The 16,579-nt window shown below is 64.3% G+C and carries 18 protein-coding genes; 8 read left to right on the top strand and 10 right to left on the bottom strand.

Translation table 11 applies throughout. The annotated features are described in order from the left end of the window. Positions 1 to 82 precede the first annotated feature (82 nt). The 4 genes from AB8A50_RS27095 to AB8A50_RS27080 all read left to right on the top strand — a co-directional run bounded on the left by AB8A50_RS27095 (position 83) and on the right by AB8A50_RS27080 (position 4,614). Positions 83 to 796, top strand: coding sequence for a hypothetical protein (locus AB8A50_RS27095; RefSeq protein WP_089263592.1), 714 nt, complete (start codon positions 83 to 85; stop codon positions 794 to 796). A 144-nt stretch (positions 797 to 940) separates the two neighbouring features. Continuing rightward, entirely contained in the window at positions 941 to 2,338 is a 1,398-nt protein-coding gene (locus AB8A50_RS27090; RefSeq protein ID WP_439079535.1) for a M16 family metallopeptidase, read from the top strand. Positions 2,339 to 2,367: 29 nt separating this feature from the next. Continuing rightward, positions 2,368 to 3,702: a M16 family metallopeptidase gene (locus tag AB8A50_RS27085; RefSeq protein WP_439080041.1), complete on the top strand. Its 1,335-nt coding sequence runs from the start codon at positions 2,368 to 2,370 to the stop codon at positions 3,700 to 3,702. 9 nt (positions 3,703 to 3,711) lie between these two features. Next, positions 3,712 to 4,614 (top strand): ketopantoate reductase family protein, encoded by a 903-nt coding sequence (locus AB8A50_RS27080; RefSeq protein ID WP_439079534.1) that lies wholly within the window; start codon positions 3,712 to 3,714, stop codon positions 4,612 to 4,614. Here the strand turns inward: AB8A50_RS27080 and AB8A50_RS27075 are convergent. Then, a complete protein-coding gene (locus AB8A50_RS27075) occupies positions 4,611 to 5,294 on the bottom strand; it encodes an ROK family protein (RefSeq protein ID WP_439079533.1) in 684 nt (227 codons plus the stop codon). The genes AB8A50_RS27080 and AB8A50_RS27075 overlap by 4 nt on opposite strands. Before the next feature lie 155 nt (positions 5,295 to 5,449). Here AB8A50_RS27075 and arfB point away from each other — a divergent pair, with 155 nt between their 5' ends. The 3 genes from arfB (at position 5,450) to mutL (ending at position 8,235) form a co-directional block, all read left to right on the top strand. Further along, on the top strand, positions 5,450 to 5,866 hold the full coding sequence (gene arfB, locus AB8A50_RS27070) for an alternative ribosome rescue aminoacyl-tRNA hydrolase ArfB (protein ID WP_089263593.1): 417 nt from the start codon (positions 5,450 to 5,452) through the stop codon (positions 5,864 to 5,866). A gap of 48 nt (positions 5,867 to 5,914) precedes the next feature. Next, positions 5,915 to 6,310 (top strand): VOC family protein, encoded by a 396-nt coding sequence (locus AB8A50_RS27065; RefSeq protein ID WP_439079532.1) that lies wholly within the window; start codon positions 5,915 to 5,917, stop codon positions 6,308 to 6,310. Between the two features lie 104 nt (positions 6,311 to 6,414). Next, on the top strand, positions 6,415 to 8,235 hold the full coding sequence (gene mutL, locus AB8A50_RS27060; protein ID WP_439079531.1) for a DNA mismatch repair endonuclease MutL: 1,821 nt from the start codon (positions 6,415 to 6,417) through the stop codon (positions 8,233 to 8,235). A gap of 111 nt (positions 8,236 to 8,346) precedes the next feature. On the opposite strand, the gene AB8A50_RS27055 is transcribed toward mutL, so the two are convergent. The 3 genes from AB8A50_RS27055 to AB8A50_RS27045 form a co-directional block, all read right to left on the bottom strand. Then, entirely contained in the window at positions 8,347 to 8,736 is a 390-nt protein-coding gene (locus tag AB8A50_RS27055) for a VOC family protein (RefSeq protein ID WP_089261869.1), read from the bottom strand. A gap of 23 nt (positions 8,737 to 8,759) precedes the next feature. Beyond that, a complete protein-coding gene (gene rsmD, locus AB8A50_RS27050) occupies positions 8,760 to 9,314 on the bottom strand; it encodes a 16S rRNA (guanine(966)-N(2))-methyltransferase RsmD (RefSeq protein WP_439079530.1) in 555 nt (184 codons plus the stop codon). Between the two features lie 209 nt (positions 9,315 to 9,523). Continuing rightward, complete coding sequence (locus AB8A50_RS27045; protein WP_439079529.1) at positions 9,524 to 11,866, bottom strand: pseudouridine synthase; 2,343 nt, start codon at positions 11,864 to 11,866, stop codon at positions 9,524 to 9,526. 160 nt (positions 11,867 to 12,026) lie between these two features. On the opposite strand from AB8A50_RS27045, the gene AB8A50_RS27040 reads away from it, so the two are divergent. Then, positions 12,027 to 12,473 carry a nucleoside deaminase gene (locus tag AB8A50_RS27040; RefSeq protein ID WP_439079528.1) on the top strand — a complete coding sequence of 149 codons (447 nt, stop codon included), beginning with the start codon at positions 12,027 to 12,029 and terminating at the stop codon, positions 12,471 to 12,473. Here AB8A50_RS27040 and AB8A50_RS27035 read toward each other — a convergent pair. The 6 genes from AB8A50_RS27035 to AB8A50_RS27010 all read right to left on the bottom strand — a co-directional run bounded on the left by AB8A50_RS27035 (position 12,444) and on the right by AB8A50_RS27010 (position 16,525). Next, positions 12,444 to 12,698, bottom strand: coding sequence for a DUF6894 family protein (locus tag AB8A50_RS27035; RefSeq protein ID WP_093759362.1), 255 nt, complete (start codon positions 12,696 to 12,698; stop codon positions 12,444 to 12,446). The genes AB8A50_RS27040 and AB8A50_RS27035 overlap by 30 nt on opposite strands. Before the next feature lie 68 nt (positions 12,699 to 12,766). Next, complete coding sequence (gene purD / locus AB8A50_RS27030) at positions 12,767 to 14,050, bottom strand: phosphoribosylamine--glycine ligase (RefSeq protein WP_439079527.1); 1,284 nt, start codon at positions 14,048 to 14,050, stop codon at positions 12,767 to 12,769. Positions 14,051 to 14,153: 103 nt separating this feature from the next. Then, entirely contained in the window at positions 14,154 to 14,657 is a 504-nt protein-coding gene (locus AB8A50_RS27025; RefSeq protein ID WP_439079526.1) for a DUF6622 family protein, read from the bottom strand. 21 nt (positions 14,658 to 14,678) lie between these two features. Further along, positions 14,679 to 14,981 (bottom strand): winged helix-turn-helix domain-containing protein, encoded by a 303-nt coding sequence (locus AB8A50_RS27020; RefSeq protein ID WP_120288568.1) that lies wholly within the window; start codon positions 14,979 to 14,981, stop codon positions 14,679 to 14,681. A gap of 1 nt (position 14,982) precedes the next feature. Continuing rightward, the gene (locus tag AB8A50_RS27015; RefSeq protein ID WP_244528355.1) at positions 14,983 to 15,534 is read right to left on the bottom strand and encodes a hypothetical protein; all 552 of its coding nucleotides are present in this window, start codon (positions 15,532 to 15,534) and stop codon (positions 14,983 to 14,985) included. Positions 15,535 to 15,538: 4 nt separating this feature from the next. After that, positions 15,539 to 16,525: an alpha/beta fold hydrolase gene (locus AB8A50_RS27010; protein ID WP_093759366.1), complete on the bottom strand. Its 987-nt coding sequence runs from the start codon at positions 16,523 to 16,525 to the stop codon at positions 15,539 to 15,541. Positions 16,526 to 16,579: the final 54 nt, after the last annotated feature.

The raw sequence follows: 16,579 nt of genomic DNA, 5'->3' as shown, positions 1-16,579 counted from the left end.
GCCAAGGGCGATACCAGCGGAACCGCACCAGGATTCTTCGGATTCTTGCCGATCCGCCAGATATTTGAACAGGATGAACACGATGCGCGAGACCGAAACCGGTTGGGCTCTGCACACTTCATCGGGCGCCTGGATGCGCGCCCTGCGCCTCACCGCCGTTGCCCTTAGCGTTGGTCTCGTGATGTCCGCAGGGGCCGCACGCGCCCAGGATGCCGAGGAAGAAGACCAGCCGTTCGAGCAGAAGGTCATCAAGCAGATCATGACCGGTCTCGGCGGTACCAACATGGAAAACACCGGGATCGATTATCGTGAGCGCTCGCCGCTAGTGGTGCCGCCGAAGATCGACCTGCCGCCACCGGATGCCAAGGGCCCCGCACCTGTCGCGAACTGGCCGAAGGATCCCGACGTGCAGCAGCGCCGCGCAGCCGCCGCCAACGCCAAGACCGGACGTCCGGAAGAAGTGCTGGAAGCCGCGCGTCCGTTGACCCCGCGCGAGATGGCGCCGAAGCGCGCACGTGGCGCCTCGTCCGCCGTGGACAATTCCTCGCCAGGCGACCCGAACAAGAACATCGTGCTGAGCCCAAAGCAGCTCGGCTATGAGGGTGGCCTGTTCAAGAACATGTTCGGCAGCAACAAGGGCGAGACCGCCGAATTCAAGGGCGAGCCGACACGCGAGTCGCTGACCCAGCCGCCGGCCGGTTACCAGACGCCTGCCTCGGGCTATGCCTATGGCACCGGGCCGAAGGAAACCATGAAGAACGATTACAACATCAACCCGATGACGGGTAAGTTCTGATCGCAGCGCTCCCTTTGCGCTGCCATTCCAAAGACGTCCTTTCACTGCGATCAGCCTGCACGCGCGGATGTGTCCCGCGCGATGGCTTGGTCATGCCTTTCTCTTTGCTTTCTTCCCCCATGCTTTGGAGCTGTTAGCCCCGCCATGACCTCTTCATTCCGACTTGCCGTACGATCCGTCGCAGTCGTCGCTGTGCTGCTGGCTCCCGCCCTCGCCATATCGGGCGCCCGCGCACAGACGGTGACGGCGAAACCGCCAACCACGTTCAAGCTCGATAACGGCATGCAGGTCGTGGTGATCGAGGATCACCGCACGCCCGTCGTGACGCAGATGATCTGGTACAAGGTCGGCTCGGCCGATGAGACGCCGGGCAAGTCAGGCTTGGCGCATTTCCTCGAACATCTGATGTTCAAGGGCACCGCGAAACATCCGGTCGGTGAGTTCTCGCAGACCGTGCAGCGCGTCGGCGGCGAGGAGAACGCTTTCACCTCGACCGACTATACCGGCTACTATCAGCGCATCAGCAAGGACCAGCTGGGCAAGATGATGGAATTCGAGGCCGATCGCATGACCGGCCTGGTGCTGAAGGACGAGAACGTGCTGCCCGAGCGCGACGTCGTGCTGGAAGAATACAACATGCGCGTCGCCAACAGCCCGGATGCAAGGCTGTCAGAGCAGATCATGGCTGCGCTCTATCTCAACCATCCCTATGGCCGCCCGATCATCGGCTGGCATCAGGAGATCGAGAAGTTGGACCGCGAGGACGCGCTCGCCTTCTACAAGCGCTTCTACGCCCCTAACAATGCGACGCTGATCATCGCCGGCGATGTCGACCCGCAGGAGATCCGCCCGATGGTGGAGCGCACCTATGGCGTGGTCCCGGCACAGCCGGCGATCCCCGAACGCCGCATGCGCCCACAGGAGCCGACGCCCGCCGCGCCGCGCACGGTCACGCTCTCCGATCCGCGTGTCGAACAGACAAGCCTGCGCCGCTATTATCTGGTGCCGTCGGCAACCACCGCTGCGGCCGGCGAGAGCCAGGCACTCGATGTGCTCGGCCAGTTGATCGGCGGCGGCGCGAACTCATATCTCTACCGCGCCCTCGTCATCGACAAACAGCTCGCGATCAATGCCGGTGCCGGCTACCAGGGCACCGCGCTCGACAGCGCACAGTTCATGATTTCAGCCTCGCCGAAGCCGGGCACCGAATTCGCCGATATCGAAAAGACCATCGACGCCGTGATCGCCGACCTCGCGACCAACCCGGTGCCGGCTGCCGACCTCGAACGCGTCAAGACGCAGCTCGTCGCCGAAGCCACCTATGCGCAGGACAGCCAGGCCTCGCTGGCGCGCTGGTATGGCGCGGCACTCACCACGGGCCTCAGCGTCGAGGACATCCGTAGCTGGCCCGACCGCATCAAGGCGGTCACCGCCGAACAGGTGCGCGCAGCCGCCCAGACCTGGCTCGACAAGAAGCGCTCGGTCACCGGCTATCTGGTCAAGGATACATCTGCGCCGAAGCGCGAGGAGAAGCGGTCGTGAGCATCATCTTCAACGCGGGCCGCCTCGGCATTGCCGTCGCCACCGCCTTCTCACTCGTCACACTGACGGTGACGCCATCTTTCGCCGCCGCCAAGGTGCAGCGGCTCGTGACGCCAGGCGGCATCGAAGCCTGGTTCGTGCAGGATGCAACCGTTCCCCTGATCGCCATGGAATATGCGTTCGGCGGCGGTGCGGCACAGGATCCGAAGGATAAATCCGGCACCGCCAACATGGTGGCCAGCCTGATGGACGAAGGCGCGGGCGATCTCGATTCCACGACCTTCCGCGATCGCATGGAACGCCGCGCCATCGAGCTCAACTTCAACGCCCAGCGCGATTATCTGCGTGGCTCGCTGCGCATGCTCAAGGAGCATCGTGACGAGGCGTTCGACCTCGCCCGCCTCGCTTTGACGTCGCCACGCTTCGACGCCCCCGATGTCGAGCGCATCCGCGCGCAGATCCTGTCCGGCCTGCGCCGCGAAACCTCGAACCCGAACTCGCTGGCGACGCGCAAGTTTCTGCAGATGGCATTCGGCGACCATCCCTATAGCCGGCCGTCCAACGGCAGCCTGACCGACGTGCCGACCATCAATGTCGACGACATCAAGGCCTACAAGCAACGCATCGTCGCGAAGGACACGCTGAAGATTGCCGTGGTCGGCGACGTCGATTCCGATACGCTCGCGACATTGCTGGACAAGACCTTCGGTGGCCTGCCCGCCAAGGCGACGCTGACGCCTATCCCGGAAGTCACTGCGACCAAGCCGCCGCAGAAGGAATCCGTGACGCTGGACGTGCCGCAGACGGTCATCACCTTCGGCAGCCCCGGCGTCAAACGCGACGATCCGAACTTCATGGCTGCCTATATCGTCAATCACATCCTCGGCGGCGGCACGCTATCGTCGCGGCTGTATCACGAAGTGCGCGAGAAGCGCGGCCTGGTCTATTCCGTCAGTGGCTCGCTGCTGTGGATGCAGCATTCCGGCATCTATATCGGCAGCACCGCGACTCGCGCCGACCGCGCCACCGAGACGGTCGATACCGTGACCAGCGAAGTGAAACGCATGGCCGAGCAGGGTCCGACCCAGCGTGAGCTGGACGAGGCCAAATCCTATCTCAAGGGTTCGCAGATGCTGGCGCTCGACACCTCGTCGAAACTGGCCGGTGCGCTGCTGCAATACCAGCTCGACAGACTGCCGATTGATTACATCGAGAAGCGCAATGCCGTGGTCGATGCCGTGACGCTGGACCAGGCCAAGGCGGCAGCGAAGAAGCTGTGGGCAGATGGCCTGCTGACCGTCGTCGTCGGCCGCGCGCCGCAGGCGGCCGCAGCGCCGGTAGCCCCGGCACCGAAGGCCAACTGAGGCGCCGCCGTGCGGATCGCGGTGATCGGTGCCGGCGCGGTTGGCTGCTACTACGGCGCCAAGCTGCTGCGCGCCGGCCATGACGTGACATTGGTCGGACGCCAGATCCATGTCGATGCCATCAATGCGCACGGCCTTCGGTTCGAGAGTGCCGAGTTCGACGGTTTCATTCCGGCGAAGGCGGTGACGCAGATCACCGATCTCGCGCCGCCAGATCTCGTTCTGTTCGCCGTGAAGTCCGGCGATACGGACAGCTCGGCAACAGCGCTGAAGCCTGTGCTCAAGCCCAACTCCATCGTGCTGAGCCTGCAGAACGGCGTCGACAATCCCGAGCGCCTGCGCGCCATCCTCAGCCAGCCGGTGATCGCTGCAGCCGTCTATGTGGCCTCCGAGATGCCGGCCGCCGGTCATGTGAAGCACAATGGCCGCGGCGAGTTGATCATCGGCGCATCGCCCGAGAGCGAAAGGCTGGCGAAGCTGCTGTGCGACGCCGGCGTGCCGACCACCGTCGCCGGCGACATCGACGCGGTGCAGTGGTCGAAGCTCATCAACAATTGCGCCTATAATGCATTATCGGCGGTGGCCGGGATTGCCTATGGCGAGATGTTCAAGGTCGAGGGCGTGCCTGACATCGTGACCGATGCCGTCGTGGAATGCATGGCGGTGGCGCGCGCCTGCGGCGTGTCGCTGCCGGCCGACCTTCTGGAGAAGACGCTCGGCCTCGCGGCCAGCATGCCGTTTCAGCAATCGTCGACATCGCAGGATCTCGCGCGTGGCAAACCGTCGGAAATCGACTTCCTCAACGGCTTCATTGTCCGCAAGGGCCTGGAGCATGGGATTCCGACGCCGACGAACCATGCGCTGCAGGTCATGGTGAAGCTGGTCGAACGCAGTGGGTCACGGCGGTCCTAGCGGCGCTTCGCTGGCTTCGGTGGATCCCAGAGCCGGAAGCCGCCTTTGAACGCATTCGCGTTGTCGCCGCGCCGGGTCTTGCGCGGGAGTTTGTCGAGCATCTCCACATTGCCACCGCCGAGCACCGTATAGTCGGGCTCGAGCGCAGCCGTCAGATCAGCAACGACATCAGCCACGCGCTGCCGCCACTTCTTCTTGCCCAGCCGCTTCAGGCCGGCTGCGCCGACATAATCCTCGAATGTCTTGTGACGATAGGGTAGATGACCGAGCTCCATCGGCTCGGACAGACCATCGATGATCATGGCCGCACCCAGTCCGGTGCCGAGGCCGAGAAACAGCATCCGGCCGCCATCATAGCTGCCGACCGCTTGCATCATGGCGTCGTTCACAAGCTTCGTGGGCTTGCGGAATGCCCGTTCGAAATCGAAACCCTTCCAGCCCGTGCCGAGATTGTGTGGCTCCTTGAGCGGACGATTGCCGGCCACCGGGCCGGGATAGCCGGCTGAGACGACGTCATAGCGCAAGTCTTTAGTCAGCGCCTTGACCTTGCGCACCATTTCCTTCGCGGACAGGTCCGGACCGGATTCGAATTCGCGTTTGATCCCTTCACGGCTGGTCATCACCTTCACATGGGTACCGCCGATATCGATGGTGAGAATATTGCGGGGGGTCTTGGTCATGAGACGTCCGGATTGACTGATGGTGCAACGATAAGCCTCGGCAGGGCGCCAGTTCCAGCATTGCCGCTATGTCCCGGGCATATCTTTGCGATCTGCGATCAAGCGCACGGGTGCACCAAGCAAAACGCGGTATCCTGTGCTACGGAGACAGAATGCTGCTCCGGATCACCCGCTCCATCGCCATCGACGAAGACGATATCGATATCGTCTTCGTCCGCGCGTCCGGACCTGGCGGACAGAACGTCAACAAGGTTTCCACCGCCGCGCAATTGCGCTTCGACAGCCGCAAGCTGGCGCTGCCGGAGGATACCGCAATCCGGCTGCGCACCCTCGCCGGCCAGCGCATGACCAAGGACGGCGTGATCGTGATCCACGCCCAGCGTTTCCGCACCCAGGAGCGCAACAAGGCCGACGCCATCGAGCGGCTGGTGGAGCTGATGCAGGAAGCCGCCTTCCGGCAGGCGCCGCGGCGGGCCACCAAACCGACGCTGGGCTCGAAGATGCGCCGCCTCGACGGCAAGAAGCGCCGCAGCGACGTCAAGGCCGGCCGCGGCGGGCGTTTCGACGACTGAGCCGCGCCCCACACAACAAGCCAGACCACTTTTTCCAGGAATTTCCCGATGGCCAAACCCGTTCATTCGATGATCCGCGTGCTGGACGAAGCGCGCGCACTGGACTTCTACAAGCGCGCCTTTGGCCTCGAGATTGCCGAGCGCTTTGCATTTCCCGATTTTGCGCTGATCTATCTGCGCCATCCCTCCTCGCCCTTCGAGCTCGAACTGACGGTGAACTTCGACCGCACTGAGCCCTATGTGCTCGGTGACGGTTACGGCCATCTCGCGGTCGTCGTGGATGACGTCGCTGCCGAACATGGCCGGTTCGAGCGCGAGAATCTGGCCCCCGGGCCGCTGCGGGATTTCAAACATGAGGGCCGCACGCTGGCGCAGTTTTTCTTCGCCACCGACCCGGATGGCTACAAGATCGAGGTCATCGAGAAAGGCGGCCGATTCGCATAAAGCGGGGAAAACAGGCTCCGGCGGGGACATCGGGCGCCCGGGGCCATAGAATGGCGCTCCCGGTTTCCTACATAACCCCGACCCATCCATACGCCCCGAGATCCATGCCCGTTCGCCAACTGCCAGAAACCATCGTCAACCGCATCGCCGCCGGCGAGGTGGTGGAGCGTCCGGCCAGCGTGGTGAAGGAGCTGGTGGAGAATGCCATCGATGCCGGCGCCTCCAGGGTCGAGATTTTCACCGATGGCGGTGGACGGCGAAAGATCGCCATCACCGATGACGGCGGCGGTATGACTCATGCCGACCTGGAACTGGCCGTGGACCGGCACGCCACCTCGAAGCTCGATGACGAGGACCTGCTGCAGATCCGCACCCTCGGTTTTCGCGGCGAAGCCCTGCCCTCCATCGGCTCGGTGGCGCGGCTGAGCATCACCACGCGCCACGCCTCGGAGCCGCATGCCTGGTCGCGCACCGTCGATGGCGGCGAGAAGTCGCCGATCGCGCCCGCAGCGCTGTCGCAGGGCACCCGCGTCGAGGTCGCCGATCTCTTTTATGCGACCCCTGCCCGGCTGAAATTTCTCAAGACCGACCGCACTGAGGCCGAAGCGATCCGCGAAGTGGTGCGCCGCCTTGCGATGGCGCGGCCGGATATCGCCTTCACCATGGCCGGCGAGGAACGCGCGCCGGTGACGTGGGCGGCTGCGCTGCCCGGTCCGGCCGGACAGTTGACGCGGCTCGGCGATATTCTCGGACCCGAGTTTCGTCTCAGTGCCATTGAAGTGCGCAGCGAGCGCGAAGGCGTGGTGGTCGAAGGTTTTGCCGCCGCGCCATCGCTGACCCGCGCAAATGCGCTTGGACAGTATCTGTTCGTCAATGGCCGTCCGGTTCGCGACAAGCTCATCATTGGTGCGGTGCGCGCGGCCTATTCCGATTATCTGCCCCGCGACCGCCATCCGGTCGTCGCGCTGTTCGTCACGCTCGACCCAACGGAGGTCGATGCCAATGTGCATCCGGCCAAGACCGAGGTGCGTTTCCGCAATGCCGGGCTGGTACGCGGGCTGATCGTGCATGCCCTGAAGGAAGGCCTCGCCCGCGAAGGACGACGCACGGCGGCCAATAGCGACGGCGCCGTGCTGGACTCGTTCCGCCCCAACTTCGCACCCAATTTCGCGCCGCGCGCAAATGCGAACTGGGACTGGCAGCGCTCGCCGGCCTATCCCGTCAATCCAATGCCGGGCTTCGATGGTTCGGCGGCGTTTGCCGAACCCAGCCAGGCGGCTTTCGATGTCGGCACGCCCACGGCCGATGTGCGTTTTGAAGAGACGCCGCAGACCGATCTGATCGACCGGCCACTCGGTGCCGCGCGTGCACAGGTGCATGAGAACTACATCATTGCGCAGACCCGCGACGGCATGATCGTGGTCGATCAGCACGCCGCGCATGAACGTATCGTCTATGAGCGGCTGAAGGCATCACTGGCCGCCAATGGCGTGCAGCGACAGATCCTGCTGATCCCCGAGATCGTCGAAATGGACGAGGCCATCGTGGAGAAACTGTTCGATCGCGCCGAGGAACTCGCAAGCTATGGCCTCGCCATCGACAGTTTCGGCCCCGGCGCCATTGCCGTGCGCGAGACACCGTCGCTGCTCGGCAAGACCAATGCCGCGTCGCTGCTGCGCGATCTCGCGGAACATATGGCCGAATGGGACGAGGCGCTGCCGCTGGAGCGCCGGCTGCTGCATGTGGCCGCGACCATGGCCTGCCACGGCTCGGTGCGCTCAGGCCGGCGGCTGCGACCCGAGGAAATGAACGCCCTGCTGCGCGAAATGGAAGACACGCCAAATTCCGGCCAGTGCAATCACGGCCGGCCGACTTATGTCGAGCTGAAGCTCAGCGATATCGAGAAGCTGTTCGGGCGACGATAGACCCCTCAGCCGTCATTGCGAGCGCAGCGAAGCAATCCAGAGCCGCAAGCGAAGACTGGATTGCCGCGTCGCTTCGCTCCTCGCAATGACGTGGACGGGCTGGTGCTCGACTCACGTATATTTCGGATCGCGCTCGAGCAGCTCGATCGACACGCCCTGCGGCGCGCGGATGAAGCAGATGCGCAGGCCGGGCTTAAGCGTATGCGGCTCCTTGGTGAACTCGACGCCCTTGGCCTTCAGCGACGCGGCCACCGCATCGATGTCCTTCACCTTCAGGCCGAAATGGTCGAGGCCCTGATAGGGCGTGACCGGCGGCGGGTTGACGCCCATCTCCGGCGTCACGGGGGCGAGGAAGATCATGCCGCCGCCAAGCCTGATATCGATGCGGCCAGGGGCACGCAGGATCTCGGCGCCGAGCATATCGGCAAACCACTGCGCGGTCGCTTCGGTGTCCGGCGTGCGGATATGGACATGATCCCAGGTGTATTCGATCGCAGACATCGGCGGCTCCTTTTGACGTCTTCTTACACAGATCGCAGAAACGTAAACTCGGTGTCGTCATAGGCGCGGCGCTCGAGTTCTTCAAACCCCTCCGGTGCCGCGAACGCAGCATCCTTCGCCTCTTCCACCGCCAGCAGAGCGCCCGGCGTCAGCCAGCCACCATCGCGTAGCGAGGCCAGCGCCTTTTCGGCAAGCTTCATGCGATAGGGCGGATCGAGGAACACCAGCGAGAACGGCTCGACCGGATGGGCGGGGCCGAGATCGGCGGCATCCCGGCGATACACTTTGGTGACGCCGCCGAGGCCGAGCGCCTCGACATTGTTGCGGAGCAGTGCGCGCGCCTCTGACCCGTTGTCGACGAACAGCGTGAACTTTGCGCCGCGCGATACGGCCTCGATGCCGAGCGCGCCGGTGCCGGCAAACAGATCAAGCACGCGCGCGTCCGCGATTGGACTTTCGTAAGCGTGGATCAGGATGTTGAACAGTGCCTCGCGCAGTCGATCCGCCGTGGGACGGATCGCCTGCGTCGTGGGCGACGCGATGTTGCGGCCCTTCAGCCGGCCACCGACGACACGCATCAGATGCCTCGTTTGAAAAGTGGCAAAGCCACCGCAGGTGTAGCGTGGTCCCCTCCCCCCTTGCGGGGGAGGGTGGCGCGAAGCGCCGGGAGGGGGGTGAGCCACAAACGCCGGAGCTCCGGGTTACCCCCCTCCCCGACCCTCCCCCGCAAGGGGGGAGGGAGCACAACTGCCGTCGCGATGTACATCGTATTTCTCTTTGACTTCTCTTACGCGTCCCGCGGCTTCAGATCGCGCTTGCCGTGATAACCGCGCTTCGGCTTCTTCGGGGGACCGCCGAAGGTGGCTGCGTCCTCGTTGCGGGCACGCGACTCTTCCGAGCCGGCGCGCTGCACGAGAATGCGACGGCCCTTGCGGTCTTCCACCGTCGAGCGCTTCAGAACCGGCTTCTTGACGATCACCGGATCGAGCGAGACATCGCCCTTGCTCGGCAGTTGCCGACCGAAATCGGCACCCGAGGCATCCGCGATCTTCTCGCCGAGCTGCTCGCGCAGCACGCGGGTCTTCACCTCGTCGACCTGGCCTTCCTCGATCTCGCCGAGCTGGAACGGACCGTAGGAGATGCGGATCAGCCGGTTCACCTCGAGGCCCAGATGCGCCAGCACGTTACGCACTTCGCGGTTCTTGCCTTCGCGGATTGCGAACACGATCCAGACATTGGCGCTCTTGTCGCGTTCCAGCGTCGCATCGATCGAGCCGTATTTGACGCCATCGACCTCGACGCCGTTCTTGAGCTCGTTGAGCTGCGCCTGCGTGACTTCGCCATGGGCGCGAACGCGATAGCGGCGCAGCCAGCCGGTCTCCGGCAGTTCGAGCGTGCGCGCGAGGCCGCCGTCATTGGTGAGCAACAGCAGGCCTTCGGTGTTGAAATCGAGCCGGCCGATGGAGATCAGGCGCGGCAGGCCTTCGGGCAGATGATCGAACACCGTCGGCCGTCCCTCGGGGTCGGCATGGGTCGTCATCAGGCCGCGTGGCTTGTGATACAGGAACAGCCGCGTGCGCTCCGGCGCCGGCAACGGCTTGCCGTCGACGGTGATCACGTCGTTGGTCGAGACATCGAGCGCCGGCGAGTTGATGACGCGGCCGTTGACGGCGACGCGGCCCTGCGTGACCCATTCCTCGGCATCGCGGCGCGAGCACAGGCCCGCGCGCGACACAACCTTGGCGATACGCTCGCCGGCCTTCTTGGCCGCGGGAACGCGCGCCGGGCGGCGCGCTTCCGGATCGCGTTCGCGATATTCACCGCGACCACCGAAGGCGGGACGCTTGGCGAAAATCCTGCTGTCGTCCTCGTTCTCACGACGCGGACGCTCGTCGCCGTCGCGAGCCTCGCTGCGACCATGCTCCTGCCAATCGGTGCGGCCACGCGGCTCGCGCGGACGATCGAAGCTCGGACGGTCCTCACGCGGACGCGAGAAACGCGGACGTTCGCTGTCGCCGCGCTCCGGACGATCTTCACGCGGGCGTTCGAATTTCGGCCTGTCGAATTTCGGACGATCGAAATTGCGCGCGCCATCGCGCGGCGGACGCGCACTGCGGCTGCCGCGATCATCCGCCCCGCCTTCACGCTTCTGCCAAGGCTTTTGCTCGCTGCGATCAGGGCCGCGCTCGAAATCACGCCCACCGCGATCATTGCGATCGGGACGATCGTTGCGATCGCCAAAGCTCTTGCGCGGGCCGCCGCGATCCGGCGCACCACGGGAGAATTTCTTGTCGCCGCCAAACTTCTTCTCGGCGCTGAAGGGCCGGTCGCCGCGCGGACGATCGCCGTCGCGTGAGGGGCGCGGACTGAACGGTCGATCGCCATCACGCGACGGGCGCGGGCTGTAGGGGCGGTCGCCCTGCGGGCGCTCGTTGCGATCACGCTGTGGCCGATCGTTGCGATCGCCTTGCGGCCGATCGAAGCGCGGACGCGGACGGTCACCATCGCCACCGCGGAAACCTTCGCCACGCGGCGTATAGGGGCGCTTCTCGCCACCACCATCACGCGATGCATATGGCTTCTTGTCACCGAACTTCTTGTCGGAGAAACGTCCGGCCGGACGCGCATCGCCGCGGTCGCCACGCGGGGCGCGGTCATCCCTGTTGAAATTCGGACGGTCGCCGCGCGGTGCCTCTCCGCGCGGGCTGTAGGGACGCTTGTCGCCGCCACCGGCGCGCGGTGCATAGGGCCGCTTCTCGCGGTCACCGAAATCCTTGCGCGGACCGCGATCGGGGCGATCACCACCGCCGCTGCGCGCGGGACGGTCGTCGCGGTTGAAGCGAGCCGGCCGCGGCGCATCGCCATAGTCGCGGCGCGGCGCGCGGTCGTCATCGCGTTTGCCGGCGTAGGGCTTGGCGCCAAAAGACTTGCCGCCAGAAGGCTTGCCACCGAAAGATCGCTTCTCACCGCCGCCAGCACCGGGCGGCTTCGGGGTGTATGTGCCGTCGCGCTTGGCGAATTTCTTGTCGGGTCCACGTGCGGCGCCGGAGCGGCCCTTGCCGGCTCCGCCTTTGCCACCGGGTGGCCGGCCGCGCGAGGGGCCGTTGTTTTTGTCGTTGTCGCGGGGCATGAAGGGTCTCACTGCAGCGGAAGCTGAATTGGGTTGAGCGGTGCGGAAACGGTTCGCGGGCCGAAAATGCGCGCTCATTGGGGCGCATTCTCACGCAAAACCAGTATCCACTTTTGCTGAATGCAACTCCGTAGCAGAGTTTTGCGCAGGAAACGAGCCGTTGACCGCACCTTCTTTCATGGATCTGGCGCTGAAAGCGGCCGAAAGCGCCGGAAATGCCGGTGAAGTCCCCATCGGCTGCGTCATCGTCGGGAATAACGAGGTGATCGCCACAGCCGGCAACCGCACCGTCCGGGACCGCGACCCGACCGCCCATGCCGAAGTCCTGGCGATCCGGGAGGCGGCCGCCAGGCTCGGCAGCGAGCGGCTGGTCGACTGCGACCTGTATGTGACCCTGGAGCCCTGCACCATGTGCGCGGGCGCAATCTCCTTCGCCCGGATCCGGCGGCTGTATTACGGCGCAGCTGATCCCAAGGGCGGCGGGGTCGATTCCGGCGTGCGCTTCTTCGCTTCGCCGACCTGCCACCACGCGCCGGAGGTCTATCCGTCGGTGGGCGAAACCCAGTCCGCCACGCTGTTACGAGAGTTTTTTAAAGCGCGGCGCTGAGGCTTTGCTGGCAGCTATATCGACGGGAACACGGGTTACTTCGTGCCCGTCTTCGTGAATGACGCAGACATGGCGCTCATGATCCTGATGCGTCACCGGCCGTGCGCTGACTTCGTCAGCGATCACATAAGCCTGTGCAATCGCTTCGGCGTCACTGCGCAGTTCCCGACCAGCGTGGTCGCGCTGCGTCGTGCCGTTCTTGAGGTCGAAATAATAGTGCGTCATGGGTACCTCACAGCCCCATCAACGCGCCATACAACCTTCGGTTCCCCAAACGGAACCCCTGAATACCTTTATTTGCCCTTGCGTTCCCGCGCCACTGCCTGCCAGCCGATATCGCGGCGGCAGAAACCTTCGGGCCAGTTGATCAGGCCGATGGCTTCATAGGCACGGCGCTGGGCCTCAGCGACGGTCTTGGCGGACGCCGTCACGTTGAGGACGCGCCCGCCATTGGCAAGAATCCAGTCGCCGGACGCCTTGGTGCCAGCGTGAAACACCTCGACGCCGTCGATCTTCTCGGCGCGATCGAGCCCGGCAATCCGGGTGCCCTTCTCATAGTCGCCGGGATAGCCCTTGGCGGCCATGACCACGGTGAGTGCGGGATCAGGGAACCAGCGCAGGTCGAAATTCTTGAGCTGCCCGTCGCAGGAGGCGATCAGGGCCGGCAGCAAATCCGACATCAGGCGGACCATCAGCACCTGGGTCTCGGGATCGCCGAAGCGCGCATTGTATTCAATCAGCTTCGGGCCTTCGTCCGTGATCATCAGGCCGGCAAACAGCACGCCCTTGTAGGGATTGCCCATCGCCTTCATGGCGCGCAGCGTTGGATAAATGATCTCGTTCATCGTGCGATCGCGGATCGCATCGGTAAACACAGGTGCCGGCGAATAGGCGCCCATGCCGCCGGTGTTCGGCCCCTTGTCGCCGTCGAAGGCGCGCTTGTGATCCTGCGCCGCGACCAGCGGCAGTGCATGCTCGCCGTCGCACAGCACGAAGAACGAGGCTTCCTCGCCGGTCATGAATTCCTCGACCACGGCTTCCGCACCGGCTGCGCCGAAGCCGCCGCCCAGCATCATGTCGATGGCGTCTTCCGCTTCCTTCAGCGTCATCGCAACGACCACGCCCTTGCCGGCGGCAAGACCATCGGCCTTGATCACGATCGGCGCGCCCTGCGCGCGGATATAGGCCTTGGCGGTATCCGCATCGCTGAAGCGCTCATAGGCCGCGGTCGGGATGTTGTTGGCCTTGCAGAGATCCTTGGTGAAGCCCTTGGAGCCTTCGAGCCGGGCGGCGGCCTTGCTTGGTCCGAACGACTTGATACCGGCAGCAGCCAGATCGTCGACGATGCCCGCCGCCAGCGGCGCCTCGGGGCCGACCACGACGAAATCGACCTTGTTGGTCCGGCAGAACGCAATCACGGCGGCATGGTCGGCGACATCCAGCGCGATACATTCCGCCTCTTTGGCGATGCCGGCATTACCTGGCGCGCACCAGAGCTTGGTCAGCAGCGGCGACGCGGCGAGTTTCCACGCCAGCGCGTGTTCGCGACCACCGGAACCGATGAGGAGAATGTTCATAACCAGCCAGACCAATTGCAATCAAACACGCCCACCGTTTAGCACGGCGCGTCGGGACAGCAATCAGTGGTCTGAGTAATCAACCGGCCAGGCCGCCACCCCGTCAAGCGACGGCGACATGTGTTTCCGCGCGATAGCGGCGGATCAAGCCCACCGTCCAGCCAAGGAAATAGCCGGCGCACGCCCCGGACACCAATTGGCCGATCAGCGGGACGGCAGCACCCGAACCCAGCTTCATCGCGGTTGCGACCGCCACGGCATATTGCAGGAGAAAGACCGACAGGTTGCGGATCAGCGGCAGCCAGCTCCCGGGGCGCAGAATGGTGCCGTCCTTTCGATCGACGGTCATCTCGCCGGGACCGATCCACAGAGCGACGGCCGCCATCACGATGGCCGCTGCCAGCCAGGCTCCGATCAGATGCGTTTGGCCGCCGGCAAAGATCAGCCGCGACAGCCCCATCAGGAGAAACACTATCGGAACGATCAGCAAGCGGCGCAGCTCTGTCTTTCGCGGCCGGAGCGACAGGCTTCCGAGCCAGATCAGCAATGCGAGCAACGCGAACACCCAGATCGGCGTGTTGGTCAGAATGCGCCACGCGACGTCCATGACAATCTCCCAGGCTTTGCTCTACTTGCCTTCCGCAGTTGCAATGATCTCACGCAACGTCGCGACGTGCCGCGCAAAGGCGCCACGTCCGGTCGCGGTGGCCGTCACCGTTGTCTGCGGCTTCTTGCCGACAAAGGCCTTTTCGACGCTGACATAACCGGCTTTCGCCAGTGTCTCGATATGAGCGCCGAGATTGCCATCGGTGGCGCCGGTCAGTTTCTTCAATCGCGGGAAATCCAGCCCCTGTGTCGGATGCAGAGCGTTCAGCGCCGCCATGATCTTGAGCCGCAGAGGCTGATGGATGATGTCGTCGAGTTCGGCCATGTCAGCTGCGCCGCATCCAGAGGCCACCGAGCAACAGGCCGCCACCATTGACGACAGCCATCCAGAGCGTGAACCACGGTCCGGCGAAGAAGTAACCGAGCAGCGTCAGCGCGATCACGCTCATGCCGATCACGACAAAGACGCGGCCGAACCAGAACCCTGTCATCACGTAAGGCAACATGAAGTAGGTCGTCCAGAACGCGCCGATCTGCCGCGGCGCCATGTTCCCGAAAACGATGCTCCACAGACAGCCGAAAGCCACGAACGCGATAAACGCTGCCGTTGCACGGGCATCGAAGGTACTGACGCCTTCGCGCTTCTTGTTGAGGGCCCCGATGATGATCGCGCAGATAACACCCGCGAGAATGACGACCGACCAGATGACGGGAGCCGCAGCAGGCGCAAAGAACGAGAGCAGATAACCGATAAAAGTCGCAACGCCCCATAGAATGAGCATCGTGCTGGCGTGCCGATAGAACACCGACTGCCGGACCAGCCGACTGAGGCTCTCGATCTCCATCAACGCAGCGCTGGCTTCCTGGCTGTTGATCACGGTGTCACCTCGTTGCGAGATCGTCGGCGACGACGGCGATGAAACTTGCCGTGCTGACGACGTCCATGTGATTTGCGTCGTCGAGGACGCGCACGTCGATATTGGCTTTCGACTGCATCGCCTCGCGATATTTGTCGGCGAACATCAGCTCGTCATTGCGCCCGGCGATGACCGATATGGGCCCGTTCGCCGGATCGAGATCCAGGCGGTAGTCGCGATGCGTGCCGAAATTCTGCAGCAGCCGAAACGAATATTCGGACGTCAGAATGCGGGTCGACCCCGGTTGCACGGCAAAGGCAACCACCGGGAGCTGCGAACAGCATGTCACGCCGAACGATTGCAGTAGGCTGAGCGCGATGATGCGCGGCACATTCGGACTGGCCCATCCGCCTGCGTTCTCGCGTGTGGAGGGCGACTTCAGGCCGAGATAGGGGGACAGCAGAACGGTGCGTGCGAAAAGCCCCTGATTGACGGACCCTGCTACGCGCAGCGCAAACCCGCCGCCCGACGAATGCCCGGCGAGCGTCAGTGGCGACGCCAGCCCCTGCCCGCGCACATGGCCGACGAGATCTGCGAGATCATCGTCGAGCTGACCGAGATAGGCGATATCGCCGCGGGTCCCCGACGCACCATGGCCGCGCATGTCGGGAGCGATGCTTTCGACGCCCCGCGCGGCAAGCGCTTTCGCGAGAGCGTGCACCGCGATGCTCGATCCCGACGAACCATGAATGAGCAGTGCGGCACGGTTCACGGATGGTCCGGATGGCGTGTAGCGCCGGTAGGCCAGATTCGAGCCGTCTCTCGCTTGGAAATACTGCAGTGGCGGCACATCCCCGCGATACGCACTGCGCGCCGTGTCCGCAATGGAGGCCAGTGCCTTGGGCCGGGAAACCGGCACCGCAATCATGCCGGCCAGCACCAGGGCCGCCAGACCCACCGCAGCAAGGAGCCAAACGATGCCACGGACCGCGAAGGTCAATATCGACGCCATAATACCCGCCATTCTCTGAATACAGATTACTCTGTATAACAGAGTTATCTGTAA

The sequence above is a fragment of the Tardiphaga sp. 841_E9_N1_2 genome (assembly GCF_051811065.1).
GTDB classification, from domain to species: domain Bacteria; phylum Pseudomonadota; class Alphaproteobacteria; order Rhizobiales; family Xanthobacteraceae; genus Tardiphaga; species Tardiphaga robiniae.
The sequence above is the reverse complement of the archived record's forward strand: the minus strand, read 5'-3'. Positions and strand labels throughout refer to the sequence as shown.